14 protein-coding genes are annotated in these 13,573 nt (G+C 62.0%); 11 read left to right on the top strand and 3 right to left on the bottom strand.

Translation table 11 applies throughout. The annotated features are described in order from the left end of the window. Nucleotides 1-25 precede the first annotated feature (25 nt). The 5 genes from hslV (at nucleotide 26) to NKI67_RS10895 (ending at nucleotide 4,170) form a co-directional block, all read left to right on the top strand. On the top strand, nucleotides 26-577 hold the full coding sequence (hslV, locus tag NKI67_RS10915) for an ATP-dependent protease subunit HslV (protein WP_023677530.1): 552 nt from the start codon (nucleotides 26-28) through the stop codon (nucleotides 575-577). Then, nucleotides 567-1,109 (top strand): GNAT family N-acetyltransferase, encoded by a 543-nt coding sequence (locus NKI67_RS10910; protein WP_023677529.1) that lies wholly within the window; start codon nucleotides 567-569, stop codon nucleotides 1,107-1,109. The genes hslV and NKI67_RS10910 overlap by 11 nt, the downstream gene beginning before the upstream one ends. 4 nt (nucleotides 1,110-1,113) lie before the next feature. Beyond that, entirely contained in the window at nucleotides 1,114-1,710 is a 597-nt protein-coding gene (locus NKI67_RS10905) for a DUF2585 domain-containing protein (RefSeq protein WP_023677528.1), read from the top strand. A gap of 4 nt (nucleotides 1,711-1,714) precedes the next feature. Continuing rightward, nucleotides 1,715-3,028: an ATP-dependent protease ATPase subunit HslU gene (gene hslU, locus NKI67_RS10900; protein WP_023677527.1), complete on the top strand. Its 1,314-nt coding sequence runs from the start codon at nucleotides 1,715-1,717 to the stop codon at nucleotides 3,026-3,028. A gap of 182 nt (nucleotides 3,029-3,210) precedes the next feature. Beyond that, complete coding sequence (locus tag NKI67_RS10895) at nucleotides 3,211-4,170, top strand: DUF1402 family protein (RefSeq protein WP_023677526.1); 960 nt, start codon at nucleotides 3,211-3,213, stop codon at nucleotides 4,168-4,170. A gap of 34 nt (nucleotides 4,171-4,204) precedes the next feature. Here the strand turns inward: NKI67_RS10895 and NKI67_RS10890 are convergent, their stop codons facing one another. Genes NKI67_RS10890 through NKI67_RS10880 form a run of 3 tightly spaced genes read right to left on the bottom strand, consistent with a single transcriptional unit; the run spans nucleotide 4,205 to nucleotide 6,941 of the window. Then, a complete protein-coding gene (locus tag NKI67_RS10890; protein ID WP_023677525.1) occupies nucleotides 4,205-5,434 on the bottom strand; it encodes an NAD(P)/FAD-dependent oxidoreductase in 1,230 nt (409 codons plus the stop codon). A 2-nt stretch (nucleotides 5,435-5,436) separates the two neighbouring features. Then, complete coding sequence (locus NKI67_RS10885) at nucleotides 5,437-5,751, bottom strand: MocE family 2Fe-2S type ferredoxin (protein WP_023677524.1); 315 nt, start codon at nucleotides 5,749-5,751, stop codon at nucleotides 5,437-5,439. Between the two features lie 41 nt (nucleotides 5,752-5,792). After that, nucleotides 5,793-6,941, bottom strand: coding sequence for a fatty acid desaturase family protein (locus NKI67_RS10880; RefSeq protein ID WP_023677523.1), 1,149 nt, complete (start codon nucleotides 6,939-6,941; stop codon nucleotides 5,793-5,795). Between the two features lie 116 nt (nucleotides 6,942-7,057). Between NKI67_RS10880 and NKI67_RS10875 the strand changes: the two genes are divergently transcribed. From NKI67_RS10875 to NKI67_RS10850, 6 genes are all read left to right on the top strand, one after another. Further along, the gene (locus NKI67_RS10875; RefSeq protein ID WP_023677522.1) at nucleotides 7,058-8,089 is read left to right on the top strand and encodes a LacI family DNA-binding transcriptional regulator; all 1,032 of its coding nucleotides are present in this window, start codon (nucleotides 7,058-7,060) and stop codon (nucleotides 8,087-8,089) included. A gap of 309 nt (nucleotides 8,090-8,398) precedes the next feature. After that, on the top strand, nucleotides 8,399-9,340 hold the full coding sequence (locus NKI67_RS10870; protein ID WP_023677521.1) for a sugar ABC transporter substrate-binding protein: 942 nt from the start codon (nucleotides 8,399-8,401) through the stop codon (nucleotides 9,338-9,340). Nucleotides 9,341-9,454: 114 nt separating this feature from the next. Next, nucleotides 9,455-10,531: an ABC transporter permease gene (locus NKI67_RS10865; protein ID WP_023677520.1), complete on the top strand. Its 1,077-nt coding sequence runs from the start codon at nucleotides 9,455-9,457 to the stop codon at nucleotides 10,529-10,531. A gap of 2 nt (nucleotides 10,532-10,533) precedes the next feature. Next, a complete protein-coding gene (locus NKI67_RS10860) occupies nucleotides 10,534-11,301 on the top strand; it encodes an ATP-binding cassette domain-containing protein (RefSeq protein WP_023677519.1) in 768 nt (255 codons plus the stop codon). A 68-nt stretch (nucleotides 11,302-11,369) separates the two neighbouring features. Beyond that, on the top strand, nucleotides 11,370-12,371 hold the full coding sequence (iolG, locus tag NKI67_RS10855; RefSeq protein ID WP_023677518.1) for an inositol 2-dehydrogenase: 1,002 nt from the start codon (nucleotides 11,370-11,372) through the stop codon (nucleotides 12,369-12,371). A 23-nt stretch (nucleotides 12,372-12,394) separates the two neighbouring features. Continuing rightward, nucleotides 12,395-13,189, top strand: coding sequence for an SDR family oxidoreductase (locus NKI67_RS10850; RefSeq protein WP_023677517.1), 795 nt, complete (start codon nucleotides 12,395-12,397; stop codon nucleotides 13,187-13,189). The last annotated feature ends 384 nt before the right edge of the window (nucleotides 13,190-13,573 follow it).

The following is a 13,573-nucleotide window of genomic DNA, read 5'->3' as shown; positions in this document are numbered from 1 at the left end:
GGATCGGTGCTTATCGGAGCAGAAAATGTCGAATGAACTGACCATGCATGCCACGACCATCCTGACCGTGCGCAAGGGCGGCAAGGTGGTGATCGCCGGCGACGGCCAGGTCAGCCTCGGCCAGACGATCATGAAAGGCAACGCCAAGAAGGTGCGCCGCATCGGCAAGGGCGGCAACGTCATTGCCGGTTTCGCCGGCGCCACCGCCGATGCCTTCACTCTGCTCGAGCGGCTTGAAGCCAAGCTCGAACAATATCCCGACCAGCTGACACGCGCCTGCGTCGAGCTTGCCAAGGACTGGCGCACCGACCGCTATTTGCGGCGGCTGGAAGCGATGATGCTGGTGGCCGACAAGTCGGTGTCGCTGGCGCTGACCGGCACCGGCGACGTGCTGGAGCCCGAATTTGGCGTCATGGCCATCGGCTCGGGCGGCAATTACGCGCTGGCAGCGGCACGCGCGCTGGTGGACAGCGACAAGGGCGCAGAGGAGATCGCCCGCAAGGCGATGCAGATCGCGTCAGACATTTGCGTCTACACCAACAACAACTTCGTCGTCGAAACCCTCGATGCCGCCTGAGCGGAGCCTCCGCTATGGTTTTCGGCCGGTGACCCAGAGGGACCTGCCGATGATCGCCGGCTGGCTTGCCGAGCCGCATGTCGCCAAATGGTGGAACGACCCAGAGACCGAGATTGCGGAGATCCGCGAGCATATCGACAGCATTTCGGTCGAGCCGCTGATTATCGAGCTCGACGGAAAGCCCATCGGCTATTTGCAGGGCTACGATCCGCATCTGGAGGACGGCCATCCCTATAGCGACCAGCCGTTCGGCACGCTCGGCATCGATCTGTCGATCGGCGTGCCGGAGCTTGTCGGGGTCGGCCACGGCTCGGCGATCGTCCGGCAGTTCGTCGAGCAGCTTTTCGAGGAAGGTACGCCGCGCGTCATCATCGACCCGGACCCCGCCAATGCACGGGCTATCCGTGCCTATGAAAAGGCCGGTTTCACGGCTATCGATCGCAGGAAGTCGGAATATGGCGATGCCGTGCTGATGGCGATTGATGCCCCAGAGGGTGATGCCGGACAGGGTGACGCAGAAGAGGGGCAATAGCAGCATGAGCGTATCCAGCGACAAAACCGTCTCGGCCTACTACGACAGTTGGCGAATGGGGCTTCTGCTGGTTCTCGGCCTGGTCATCTTCCAGGCCGGGGTTCTTTACGGCATGGGGCGGACGCCGATCTGTACCTGCGGCTATGTCAAGCTGTGGCACGGCATCGTGCAAAGCTCGGAGAATTCCCAGCATATTTCCGACTGGTACAGCTTCTCGCACATCATTCACGGTTTCCTGTTCTATGCGCTGGCGTGGTTCCTTTTCCCGCGCTCGCCGATCGGGCTCAGGCTGGCCTTTGCGGTGGTTATAGAGGGCGGCTGGGAGCTGCTCGAGAACAGCCCTTTCATCATCGATCGCTATCGCGCCGGCACGATCTCGCTCGACTATTATGGCGACAGCATCATCAATTCGGTGTCGGACACGCTGGCCATGGTGCTGGGGTTTGTCATGGCGCGAAGGCTTCCTATATGGGTGGTCGTAACCCTCGCCCTCATCTTCGAATTCGGTGTCGGCTATCTCATCCGGGACAATCTGACACTCAACGTGATCATGCTGCTGCATCCGTTCGAGTCCATTCGGCAGTGGCAAAGTGGAATTTAGTGACATGAGCACCTTCTCTCCTCGCGAAATCGTTTCGGAACTCGACCGCTTCATCATCGGCCAGAAAGACGCCAAGCGTGCCGTGGCGATTGCCTTGCGCAACCGCTGGCGCCGCCAGCAGCTCGAGGGCCAGATGCGCGAAGAGGTGATGCCGAAGAATATCCTGATGATCGGCCCGACCGGCGTCGGCAAGACCGAGATTTCGCGCCGCCTGGCACGCCTTGCCGGTGCGCCTTTCGTTAAGGTCGAAGCCACCAAGTTCACCGAGGTCGGTTATGTCGGCCGCGATGTCGAGCAGATCATCCGCGACCTGGTCGAGATCGCCATCGGGCTGGTTCGCGAGAAGATGCGCGAGGACGTCAAGGCGCGTGCCCACATCAACGCCGAGGAACGGGTGCTCGAAGCGCTTGTCGGCAAGACGGCGAGCCCGGCCACCCGTGACAGTTTCCGCAAGAAGCTGCGCGACGGCGAGCTCGACGACAAGGAGATTGAGATCGAAGTGGCCGATACCGGCAATGGCGGCATGCCCGGCTTCGAGATCCCCGGCATGCCGGGCGCCAATATCGGCGTGCTCAACATCAACGACATGCTGTCGAAGGCAATGGGCGGCCAGAAGACCAAGATGCGCAAGACGACCGTCAAGGAGTCCTACGGGCTGTTGATCAGCGACGAGTCCGACAAGCTGCTCGACCAGGACGAGGTGGTGCGCAGGGCACTCGAATCGACCGAGAACGACGGCATTGTCTTCCTTGACGAGATCGACAAGATCGCCTCGCGCGAAGGCGGCATCGGTGCCGGTGTTTCGCGTGAAGGTGTGCAGCGCGACCTGCTGCCGCTGGTCGAAGGCACCACGGTTGCGACCAAATACGGACCGGTGAAGACCGACCACATCCTGTTCATCGCCTCGGGTGCGTTCCACGTCGCCAAGCCCTCCGATCTGCTGCCGGAATTGCAGGGCCGCCTGCCGATCCGCGTCGAGCTGCGGGCGCTGGAGAAGGGCGATTTCGTCCGCATCCTCACCGAGACCGAAGCCAGCCTGATCAAGCAGTATATTGCGCTGATGAAGACCGAAGGCGTCGATCTGGTCTTCACCGACGACGCCATCGATTCGTTGGCCGGCATCGCCGTGGACCTCAACGCCAGCGTCGAGAATATTGGCGCCAGGCGGCTGCAGACGGTGATGGAACGGGTGCTGGACGATATCTCCTATGACGCGCCGGACCGCAACGGCACCTCGGTGACCATCGATGCCGCCTATGTCGAGAAGCATGTCGGCGACCTCTCCAGAAACACGGACTTGTCGCGTTTCATCCTGTAGGAGACGCTTCATTCTCGCAGAGGGTCGGGGAATTGCTCCCGGCCTCCCCAATTTGGCCCAGCATTCCCGATGTGTGGCCAAATGGAAGCATCCGGCAAGCTTTCGTCCCGTCGGGTGCAGGCGTCTCTCGACTCCCGGTGGAGCATTACCTAGTTTGCCGGCGACTATTTGGGCGGCGGCGCATGAAAAAACTGATCCTCGTCATTTTGGGGCTGACGCTGGCGGCAGCCATGTTCGCCGCGCAAGCGGCAACGATGGTGCCGCCGGGCAACCGCAACACCGAGCAGCCCGACATACCGGGCGCTTCGAGCCGGCGCACCCAGGCGACCAACACTACCTTCCAGGCGAAATACCGCAAAGTCTTTGCGCTGCTCCAGAACGATGCCGAGCTGCGCGGCAAGATCAAGCAGGCAGCCGCGGCCTATGGCATCGACCCAATGCATATCGTCGGCGCCATCGTCGGCGAGCACACCTACAATGTCGATGCCTACGACCGGCTGCAGACCTACTACGTCAAGGCGATTTCGTATCTGTCGAGCAAGCTCTCCTTTGCCTATGATGGCGAGGACATCTCCGATTTCGTGCAGCGGCCGCAATTTGCGAAATGCGCAGGGAAGTCCGACAGCTACGATCTGTGGGAGTGCCGCGAACAGGTGTGGAACCGGTCGTTCCGCGGCAAGACCGTCGACGGCGAGAGCTTTCCCAACGACCGCTTAGGCGCCACTTTCTTCCAGCCTTATTATGCCGGCCAGACTTTTGGCCTTGGCCAGCTCAATCCGCTGACGGCGCTGCAAATGAGCGACCTCGTGCACAAGGTTTCCGGCCTGCCGGAACTCGACGTCGGCGATCCCAACGCGGTCTACAAGACCATCATGGATCCTGACCTGACACTGCCTTATGTCGCAGCAACAATCCGGAAATCGATCGACGCCTATAGAAGCATTGCCGGCTTCGACATCTCAGGCAATCCCGGCATCACGTCGACGCTCTACAATGTCGGCAACCCCGAACAGCGCGCCTATGCGCTGAAGGCCGAGAACGACAAGCGCCGCGCTGCGGGCGAGCCGGAAAAACTGCCCGAGGAAAATTACTATGGCTGGCTGGTCAACGACAAGCTGCCGGAGCTGAAGGCGCTGTTCTAGCCGAACGCGCTCGGCCAATTATCCACGCGGCGGATCAAGCCGCCAGCAGCGACTTTAACTTGATGGTCTGCGAGCCTAGCGCTTCCGGCGCCGGCCTTGCCTGCTTCGCAATCAGCATCTCGGCCAGCCTTATGTCGCGGGCGACCGCGTTGCCGGGGCCGATGCCGCTTGCCGCAACCAGCCTGCCGTCCTCGGCGAGGTGGAACAGGATGAAGGCGCCGTCGCCGAGGTCGCGGCGCACGATGCTGCGGCCTTCGTCCGACAGGCCGGCGATCTGCAAGGTCAGGCCGTACTGATCCGACCAGAACCACGGCACCGCCGCATGGGACTCGCCGGCGCCAAGCATATTCCTGGCGGCAAGCGCGCCCTGCTCCTGTGCATTGCGCCAGGCTTCCAGCCGCACGCGCCGGCCGCCATAGACGGCGAGCGGAAACGAACAGCAATCGCCGGCGGCAAAGATATCCCGGTCGCTGGTGCGAAGCTCGGCGTCGACGGCGATACCATTGTCGACGGTCAGCCCCGCCTCCGCGGCAAGTCCGGTCACCGGCACGGCGCCGATGCCGATCACGGCAAGATCGGCGACAATGTCGTGTCCACCGGCGAGCGCGATGCGCACTTCGGCGCCATCATCGGCAATGGCGGCGATGCCCTCGCCGCACAGGATTTTCACGCCTTCGGCTTCATGCGCCTGATGGATGACCTCAGCGATCTCGGCCGGCACGCCGCGCATCAAGATGCGCGGCTGCGCCTCGATAACTGTGACCGCCGCACCCAGTCTGCGTGCCGCCGCGGCAAGCTCAAGCCCGATGAAGCCGCCGCCAATGATGGCGATGCGATTTCCGGCGCTGAGATGGGCGCGAATGGCCAGCGCGTCGTTGAAGGTCCGGAGGTAGACGCAGCGCCCGCCAAGGCCCGGCATCGGCAGCTTGCGCGGCACCGAACCGGTCGCCAGCAGGAGCTTGTCGTAGGCCAGGACGGAACCGTCCGAGAGGCGCACGACATGCGCCTCTCGGACGATCGCCACCGCCTGGACCGAATGGATATGCCTGATCGATCTTTCGGCCAGGACCGCCTCACTGGCGATCGCCTTGAGCAGGGGCGCGTCGGCGACCATCGCGTCTTTCGACAGCGGCGGCCGCTCATAGGGAAGATGCGGCTCGTCGCCGACCAGCGTCACCGGGCCATCATAGCCGAGCTCGCGCAGCGCAAGGGCGGCGCGCCCGCCGCATTCGCCGGCGCCAATGATGACCATTCCCTTCGTCATCATCAACCAATCCGGACAAGGACTTTGCCGGCGTCGACTTTGACCGGATAAGTTCTTAGATCGACGCAGACCGGCGCGCCCCTGGCAGCCCCTGTCTTGTAGTTGAAGCGGCCATTGTGCTTCGGGCACTCGATGATGTCGTCCATGACCAGCCCGTCGGCCAGATGCACCTTCTCATGCGTGCAAAGCCCGTCGGTGGCGAAATACTCGTCGTCGGGGCTGCGATAGATGGCAAAGGTGCGGCCGCCATGGTCGAAGCGCATCACGTCCTCTTCGTCGATGTCCTCGGCGTCACAGGCCTCGACCCAGTCGCTCATCTACGGCTCCCCCAATACTTGGCACCCTCGGCATGGGCTTGTCATTCGGCAGCCACCGCAGCGGTAGCGTTGTCGTTGTGGAAGTCCTCGCGATAGGGCCTCGCCGTCGGCGGCAGTTCGCGCTTGATGAAATAATCCTCATTGCGCAGCTGGCGCAGGAAAGCCGGTATCATCTCGCGGTAGCCCGCCAGGATGGACGATGTCGGCGCCGGCAGATCGTGCTTGATCAGTTCGTGCAGCCTGGGCAGCGCGTGATAGGGCACCATGGGAAACATGTGATGCTCGACATGGTAGTTCATGTTCCAGTAGATGAAGCGGCTTATCGGGTTCATGTAAACGGTGCGGCTGTTGAGCCGGTGATCGGTGACGTTTTCAGCCAGGCCGCCATGCTGCAGCAGGCCGACCATGACATGGTGCCACGCGCCGTAAAGCCTGGGCAGCCCGACAAGCATCAGCGGCAGGAACGAGCCGGTATAGAGCGCCAGCGCAATGGTCGCGGCATAGATTGTCGTCCAGATGCGGGCAATGCGAATTGCCTTCGGCTGCTCCTGGTCGGGAATGAAGGTTCTTTCGGCCGGACTGACGATACCGGCTGCATTGCGCAGCATGTCGCTCATCGCGTGCCAGGCGTCGAGAATGCCGACGAAGTTGAGCACCACGCGCAGCAGATCGGGCGGACGCATCACCGATATCTCCGGATCGCGGCCGACCATGATGGTATCGGTATGGTGGCGCGTATGGCTCCAGCGCCAGGTCACGGGATTGCGCATGATCATGAAGCAGGCGATCTGATAGACCACATCGTTCATCCACTGCGTCCTGAAGGCGGTGCCGTGGCCGCATTCGTGCCAGCGTGAATCGGTGGAGGAACCGTAGAGGACGCCATAGACGAAGAAGAACGGCACGCACCACCAGCTGCCCCAGAACCAGGCGGCGCCGGCGCCGCTGAGGATCATGGTGCCGAGCCAGATGATGGTATCGCGGATCGCCGGGCCGTCGGAGCGCTGCATCAGCTCCTTCATCTCCTTGCGCGGCACGTCGGTGTGATACCACTCGGCCGCCGCCAGCCCGCTCTCGACGGCAAGCTTCGCGTCGCGGCCGATCAGGCTGTAGTCGCGTCGGGACGCCGCTGCGGAGCTCGTATTCCCGGTTCGGAGTCCAATATCCACCATGGCGGAGGCCTCGATCATATTCGGTCAGCGTTCAAAATAACGCCGAGCCCTGATAGGCTCAATATCACAAAGATAGTTTCTATCATTTTCCATCAGAATGGTGTAAAAGGGCCAAACAGTGGAATGAGGCAGCGATGGCGAAACGGCCGACGATCACCGACCTGGCGCGCATTTCGGGGGTCAGCGTTGCCACCGTCGACCGGGTGCTGAACAACCGCTTGCCGGTGCGCGAAGAAACCGCGCGCCGCGTCTATGAGGCCGCGACCAGCATCGGCTATCACGCAGCCGGATTGATCAAGCAGCGGATGCGCCATGAATTGCCCGAATACCGGCTCGGGTTCCTGCTGTTGAGACGGGAGGACGTCTTCTACAGTGAATTTGCCCGCGAGCTTGAACTGGCGGTATCGCAGTCGCCGCGCTTTCGCGGCGTGGCCACCATCGACTTCGCCGCTTCGCTGGCGCCGGACGAGATCGTCGAGCGGATGCGCAAGCTGGCCGCCAAATCCAGGGCCGTCGCCCTGGTCGGGCCTGATCACCCGACGCTGACGGTCGCCGTCGAGGCTCTCAAAGCCAATGGCGTACCGGTGTTCTCCCTGCTTTCCGACTTTGCGTCCGGTATTCGCGAGGGCTATGTTGGCCTGGACAATCGCAAGGTCGGCCGCACCGCTGCCTGGATGATCTCGAAGGCCGCGAAGAGACCTGGCAAGGTTGCCCTCTTCGTCGGCAGCCATCGCTTCCATGGCCATGAGCTTCGCGAGATCGGTTTTCGCTCCTTCTTTCGCGAGCAGGCGCCGGAATTCACTCTCCTCGAGACGTTGGTCAATCTGGAAGCGAACCAGATCACGCATGATGCAATGATCGAGCTTCTGGCCCGCCACCCTGATCTCGCCGGTTGCTATGTCGCCGGTGGCGGCATGGAAGGCGCGATCTCGGCGCTGAGGGAGGCAAAGCCGGCTGAGATGCCGGCGGTCGTCTGCAACGAGATCACGCCCGACTCCCGCGCGGCGCTGGCAGATAATTTCCTGACCATGGTGATCTCGACGCCACTGGCGGCGCTTTGCCGCGAGCTTGTCGGGCTGATGGCGCATGCCATCGAGACCGGCGCTGCGAATGCGCCGGGCCAGACCTTTCTGCCCTTCGACATTTATCTGCCGGAAAACATCTGACGTCGCGGTCATCGGCGGCAGACATGATGTAATCTATCAGAACGCTTTCAGGCCTGGCTTGCGTTAGCGTCCGTCTAAAAGCGCTCGAAATGCCGAAAATCCATTCCTCATGGCGAAATCTCGCTTGACGCCCAAGCGAAATGGAATAAATATTTCACCAACTGAGAATTTTGGTTCTTTCGTTCCGGAAGATCTGTTTCAGGCAAATGCCTCCGGAACTAAAAATGGCAATCGGGAGAGAATTCCCTGCGAGATCGGGGATTCCGGGTAGATCGGTGCAGCCGGACACCAATGTGGAGGAGAAATAAAATGAAAAAACTGCTTTTGGGCGTCGCGTTCACGGCGCTGATGAGTTCGTCCGCCTTTGCTGCCAAGATCGGCGTGTCGATGGCGTTGTTCGACGACAATTTTCTCACCGTGCTGCGCAACGGCATGATTGAACAGGCCAAGGGCATGGACGGCGTCGAGCTGCAGGTGGAGGATGCGCAGAACGACGTCGCCAAGCAACTCGACCAGATCAAGAACTTCGCCGCCTCAGGCGTCGACGCCATCATCGTCAACCCGGTCGACACCTCGGCGACTCAGGCGATGTCGGACGCAGCCGCCGCTGCCAAGATTCCACTGGTCTATGTCAATCGCGAGCCGGTCAACGTCGACACGCTGCCCGAAAACCAGGCCTTCGTCGCCTCGAACGAAGCCGATTCCGGCACGCTCGAGACCAAGGAGGTCTGCCGCCTGTTCAAGGAGGCCGGCAAGACTGAAGCCAACGTCTATGTGATCATGGGCGAGCTGTCGAATCAGGCAGCGGTGCAGCGCACCAAGGACATTGACGACGTGATCGCCACGCCGGAGTGCAGCTTCATCAAGATCATCGACAAGCAGACGTCGAACTGGAAGCGCGAAGAAGCGCAGAACCTGATGACCAACTGGCTGTCGACCGGCAAGCCGTTCGACGGCGTCATCGCCAATAATGACGAAAGCGCCATCGGCGCCATCCAGGCGATGAAGGCCGCCAACATCGACATGAAGTCGGTTGTCGTCGGCGGGGTCGACGCTACCCAGGATGCGCTTGCCGCGATGCAGGCGGGCGACCTCGATGCGACGGTGTTCCAGGACGCGGCCGGCCAGGGTGCCGGCGCGCTTGACGCAGCGCTCAAGCTGGCGAAGGGCGAGAAGGTCGAGCACAAGGTCTACATCCCGTTCCAGCTGGTCACGCCGGCAAATATCGACAAGTTCCTGAAGAAGAACTGAGGCGGACCTGTCCGATACGGAGCGGCGCGCCAAAGTAAGACAGCGCCGCTCCGCTTTTTCCCTCTCGGCCTGAACAGCGCCGAGTGGAGACCGTGGCTGACGGAGGAAGCACGATTGGCACAGACATCTCACGGCGTCGGCGGGCTCAGCTATGATGCGAAACGGCGCGCATGGCCGGCCGAATTCAACGTCTTCCTGGCGCTCGTCATCCTGGTCGGCGCTTTCGAGCTGATCGGCCGGGTTTTCCTGGGCGACAGCTTCCTGTTCAACACCCGCGACAATATCGATGCGATCTTCAACGAAGCGCGCCTGCAGATCATCATCCTGCAGGTGTCGATAGTCGGCATCATTGCCATCGGCGTGACGCAGGTGATCATTACCGGCGGCATCGACCTGTCCTCAGGTTCGATCGTCGGCGCCACGGCGATGATAGCCATGAGCTTCGCCCAGGTGGCGACCGTCAATGGCAACCCGAACCCGAAGGCGATGTTCATCGCCCAGGGCTGGACCGACCTGCCGGTGATCGTGCCCGTGCTGGTCGCGATCGGCTGCGGCCTGCTTGCCGGCCTGGTCAACGGCGCTTTGATCGCCTACACGCGCATCCCGCCGTTCATCGCCACGCTCGGCATGATGGTCACCGCGCGCGGCATCGCCAAATGGTGGTCAAAGGGGCAGCCGATCTCGTTTCCGACCGAGAGTTTCGCCGTCATCGGCAAGGGGCTGATGCCGGTCATCATTTTCATATCGCTCGCAGTGCTGTTCCAGCTGATCCTGAGTTACACCAAATATGGCAAGCACTGCTATGCAATCGGCTCCAATGAGGACGCCGCGCGCATGTCCGGCATCAACATCGCCAACCACAAGATCCTCGTCTACGTCATTGCCGGCGTCCTCGCCGCGCTCGCCGCCGTGGTGCTGAGCTCCAAGAATCTCACCGCCCAGGCCGGCATGGGTGTAATGTACGAGCTCGACGCGATCGCCATGGCGGTTATCGGCGGCGTCTCGCTGTCGGGCGGCCGCGGTTCGATTATCGGGACAGTGATCGGCTCGCTGATCTTCGGCGTCATCATCTCCGGCTTCACCTTTCTGCGCCTCGACGCCTATTATCAGGAGATGGTCAAAGGCGTGATCATCGTCGGCGCAGTCGTTCTCGACCAGTGGCGCCAACGCCTGCGGGCAATGAGGGCTTGATCATGTCGGACATCGTCCTGAAAACCGAAAACCTGACCAAGTATTATGGCGGCGTCCATGCGCTGGAGGGTGCCGACTTCGAGCTGCGCAAGGGCGAGCATGTCGCCATCATGGGCGACAATGGCGCCGGCAAATCGACCTTCGTACGCCAGATCACCGGCGTCGAGCAGCGCACCAGCGGCAGGATGTGGTTCGACGGCAAGGAAGTGAATTTTGCCGGCCCCATCGAAGCCCGCGAGGCGGGCATCGAGACGGTGTTCCAGAACCTGGCGCTCGCCGACGACCTCGACGTGCCGTCGAACCTGTTCCTCGGCCGCGAGCGGGTGCTTTTCAATCTCGGGCCCTTCTCGATCCTCGATCGCAAGTTCATGCGCAAGGCGACCGAGGCAGCCTTGGTCCGGACAGCGGTCAAGATCCCCAATCTTTCCAACACCATCCGTCATATGTCGGGCGGCCAGCGCCAGTGCGTAGCAATTGCCAGAACCGCGACCTTTGCTTCCAAGCTCATCATCATGGATGAGCCGACGGCGGCACTCGGCGTGCAGGAGACGATGCAGGTCGAAAACATCATCCGCACGCTGAAGGAGAATGGCGAACCGCTGATCCTGATCTCTCACAACATGCGCCAGGTGTTCGACCTGGTCGACCGCATCGTCGTTTTCCGGCGCGGCCGCATCGTCGCCAATTTGCGCAAGCAGGACACCGACGGCAACGATATCGTCTCCTACATCACCGGCGCCAAGACCGGGCAGGCGGAACTTGCGGCGTAACGGCCAACGCCGAGCCACAGGCGCTAACACGCCCTCCCTTCCGAACCATTCTCAAAGGAAAACTCTTCATGCCTCTTCGCTTTGCTCTTCTCGGTGCCGGCCGTATCGGCAAGGTCCATGCTCGCGCCGTCGGTTCCAATCCTGAGGCCAGGCTGGTCGCAGTTGCCGACGCCTTCGAGAAGGCGGCGACCGATCTGGCCTCTGCCTATGGCGCCGAAGTGCGCAGCATCGATGCCATCGAGAAGGCCGGCGATATCGATGCGGTCGTCATCTGCACGCCGACCGATACCCATGCCGATCTGATCGAACGCTTCGCCAAAGCGGGTAAAGCGATTTTCTGCGAAAAGCCGATCGACCTCGACGCCGCCCGGGTGGAACGTTGCCTGGCCGTCGTCGACAAGGCCGGCGCCACCCTGATGGTCGGCTTCAACCGCCGCTTCGATCCGCATTTTGCCGCCGTGCGCAAGGCGATCGACGACGGCGCCATCGGCACTGTCGAAATGGTGACAATCACCTCGCGCGATCCCGGCCCGCCGCCGCTCGACTATATCGGCCGCTCGGGCGGCATCTTCCGCGACATGACCATTCATGATTTCGACATGGCGCGCTTCCTGCTCGGCGAGGAGCCGGTGGCGGTCAGCGCGCATGCTTCGGTGCTGGTCGACAAGAAGATCGGCGAGGCCGGCGACTTCGACAGCGTCAGCGTCATCCTCGAAACTGCCTCCGGCAAGCAATGCGTTATCTCCAACTCACGCCGCGCCACCTACGGCTACGACCAGCGCATCGAGGTGCATGGCTCGAAAGGCATGATTGCGGCCGAGAACCAGCGGCCGGTGTCGATCGAACTGGCCAATGAGAAAGGCTATACGCGGCCGCCGCTGCACGATTTCTTCATGACCCGTTATCTCGACGCCTATGCTAACGAGATCGCTGCCTTCATTGCGGCAGCGACGTCAGGCAAGAAGGCGACGCCGAGCGGCAAGGACGGGCTGGTGGCGCTCAGGCTGGCGGATGCGGCGCTGAAATCGGCCAAGGAAGGCAAGACCATCCGCCTCGACAAAACAATCTGACTATCAAGCACAGGAGCAAGGCGATGAACGGTTCAGCCGGTCGCAATTCCGAAACACGCGCCATCGTCACCGGCGGCGCACAAGGCATCGGCTTTGCCGTCGCCGAAGCGCTGGCCGATGAGGGCTGCCGGGCGCTGGCGCTGATCGGCCGCTCGCAGGAGAAGGGCGACAAGGCTGTCGCCATCCTCAAGGGGGCAGGCGTCGATGCCATCTTCATCAGCGCCGACGTCTCAAAAGTGGCCGACTGCAAGCGTGCGGTCGAAACGGCGATTGGCCATTTTGGTACCGTCAACGCGCTGGTCAACGCCGCTGCCACCTCGGCTCGCGGCTCGCTGGTCGAGACCTCCGAGGATCTGTTCGACCAGATATTCCAGACCAATGTGCGCGGCCCGTTTTTCCTGATGCAGGGCGTGGTGGCGCATTTGCTGGCGCGCCAGGTACCGGGCTCGATCGTCAACGTGCTGTCGATGTCGGCGCATTGCGGCCAGTCGTTCCTGGCGCCCTATTCGTCGAGCAAGGGAGCGCTGGCGACACTCACCAAGAATGTCGCCAATGCCTATCGCGGCAATCGCATCCGCTGCAATGCGGTGCTGCCCGGCTGGATGGACACCGAGGGCGAGGCGATCGTGCAGAAGAAATGGCACGACGCGCCGGAGGACTGGTTGGAGAAGGCCGAAGCCGCGCAGCCGATGGGCCAATTGGTGAAGCCGGCGCAGCTTGCCCGGTTGATCAGCTATATGATCAGCCCGCAGTCCGGCGTCATGACCGGGTCGCTGGTCGACTACGATCAGAGCATCGCCGGGGCGTCACCGGAATAACGCCGGCAAGTCTAGCGGAACGCCGCCCATCACTTCGTCATCCACGGGCAGAGCAAGGAGCGCAGCGACGCGGCGCAGACCCGAGGATCCATGCCGTGACATCTAGGCGTCGCTACAATGCAGAATTTAGTTCCGCAGCACTCCTTGGCCAAGGCAACGGCATGGATCCCAGGGTCTCCGCGACGGAGCTCCGCTCCTGCTTCGCCCTGGGATGACGAAGTTCGGGGGGCTTCAGCCAATCGCGAATGGGCTGGAGTAAACCTCCTCCTCACCAGGCACGTGACAAGCGCATCCGCATCGACTATATCAGCCCTCATGATCAACCTGACCGCCACATATTGGTACTTTATGAGCTCGCTGGCGGCGGGAGGATTGCGCTCGATC

The organism is Mesorhizobium sp. M0408 (assembly GCF_040321495.1).
Lineage (GTDB): Bacteria > Pseudomonadota > Alphaproteobacteria > Rhizobiales > Rhizobiaceae > Mesorhizobium.
The sequence above is the reverse complement of the archived record's forward strand: the minus strand, read 5'-3'. Positions and strand labels throughout refer to the sequence as shown.

Excerpts from the sequence above, each read along its gene's own strand:
- NKI67_RS10880 (WP_023677523.1), bottom strand. The coding sequence starts at position 6,941 with ATGATCGAGGCCTCCGCCATGGTGGATATTGGACTCCGAACCGGGAAT.
- NKI67_RS10870 (WP_023677521.1), top strand. The coding sequence starts at position 8,399 with ATGAAAAAACTGCTTTTGGGCGTCGCGTTCACGGCGCTGATGAGTTCG.
- NKI67_RS10885 (WP_023677524.1), bottom strand. The coding sequence starts at position 5,751 with ATGAGCGACTGGGTCGAGGCCTGTGACGCCGAGGACATCGACGAAGAG.
- NKI67_RS10850 (WP_023677517.1), top strand. The coding sequence starts at position 12,395 with ATGAACGGTTCAGCCGGTCGCAATTCCGAAACACGCGCCATCGTCACC.
- NKI67_RS10905 (WP_023677528.1), top strand. The coding sequence starts at position 1,114 with ATGAGCGTATCCAGCGACAAAACCGTCTCGGCCTACTACGACAGTTGG.
- NKI67_RS10875 (WP_023677522.1), top strand. The coding sequence starts at position 7,058 with ATGGCGAAACGGCCGACGATCACCGACCTGGCGCGCATTTCGGGGGTC.
- NKI67_RS10890 (WP_023677525.1), bottom strand. The coding sequence starts at position 5,434 with ATGACGAAGGGAATGGTCATCATTGGCGCCGGCGAATGCGGCGGGCGC.
- NKI67_RS10860 (WP_023677519.1), top strand. The coding sequence starts at position 10,534 with ATGTCGGACATCGTCCTGAAAACCGAAAACCTGACCAAGTATTATGGC.
- hslU (WP_023677527.1), top strand. The coding sequence starts at position 1,715 with ATGAGCACCTTCTCTCCTCGCGAAATCGTTTCGGAACTCGACCGCTTC.
- NKI67_RS10910 (WP_023677529.1), top strand. The coding sequence starts at position 567 with ATGCCGCCTGAGCGGAGCCTCCGCTATGGTTTTCGGCCGGTGACCCAG.
- iolG (WP_023677518.1), top strand. The coding sequence starts at position 11,370 with ATGCCTCTTCGCTTTGCTCTTCTCGGTGCCGGCCGTATCGGCAAGGTC.
- NKI67_RS10895 (WP_023677526.1), top strand. The coding sequence starts at position 3,211 with ATGAAAAAACTGATCCTCGTCATTTTGGGGCTGACGCTGGCGGCAGCC.
- hslV (WP_023677530.1), top strand. The coding sequence starts at position 26 with ATGTCGAATGAACTGACCATGCATGCCACGACCATCCTGACCGTGCGC.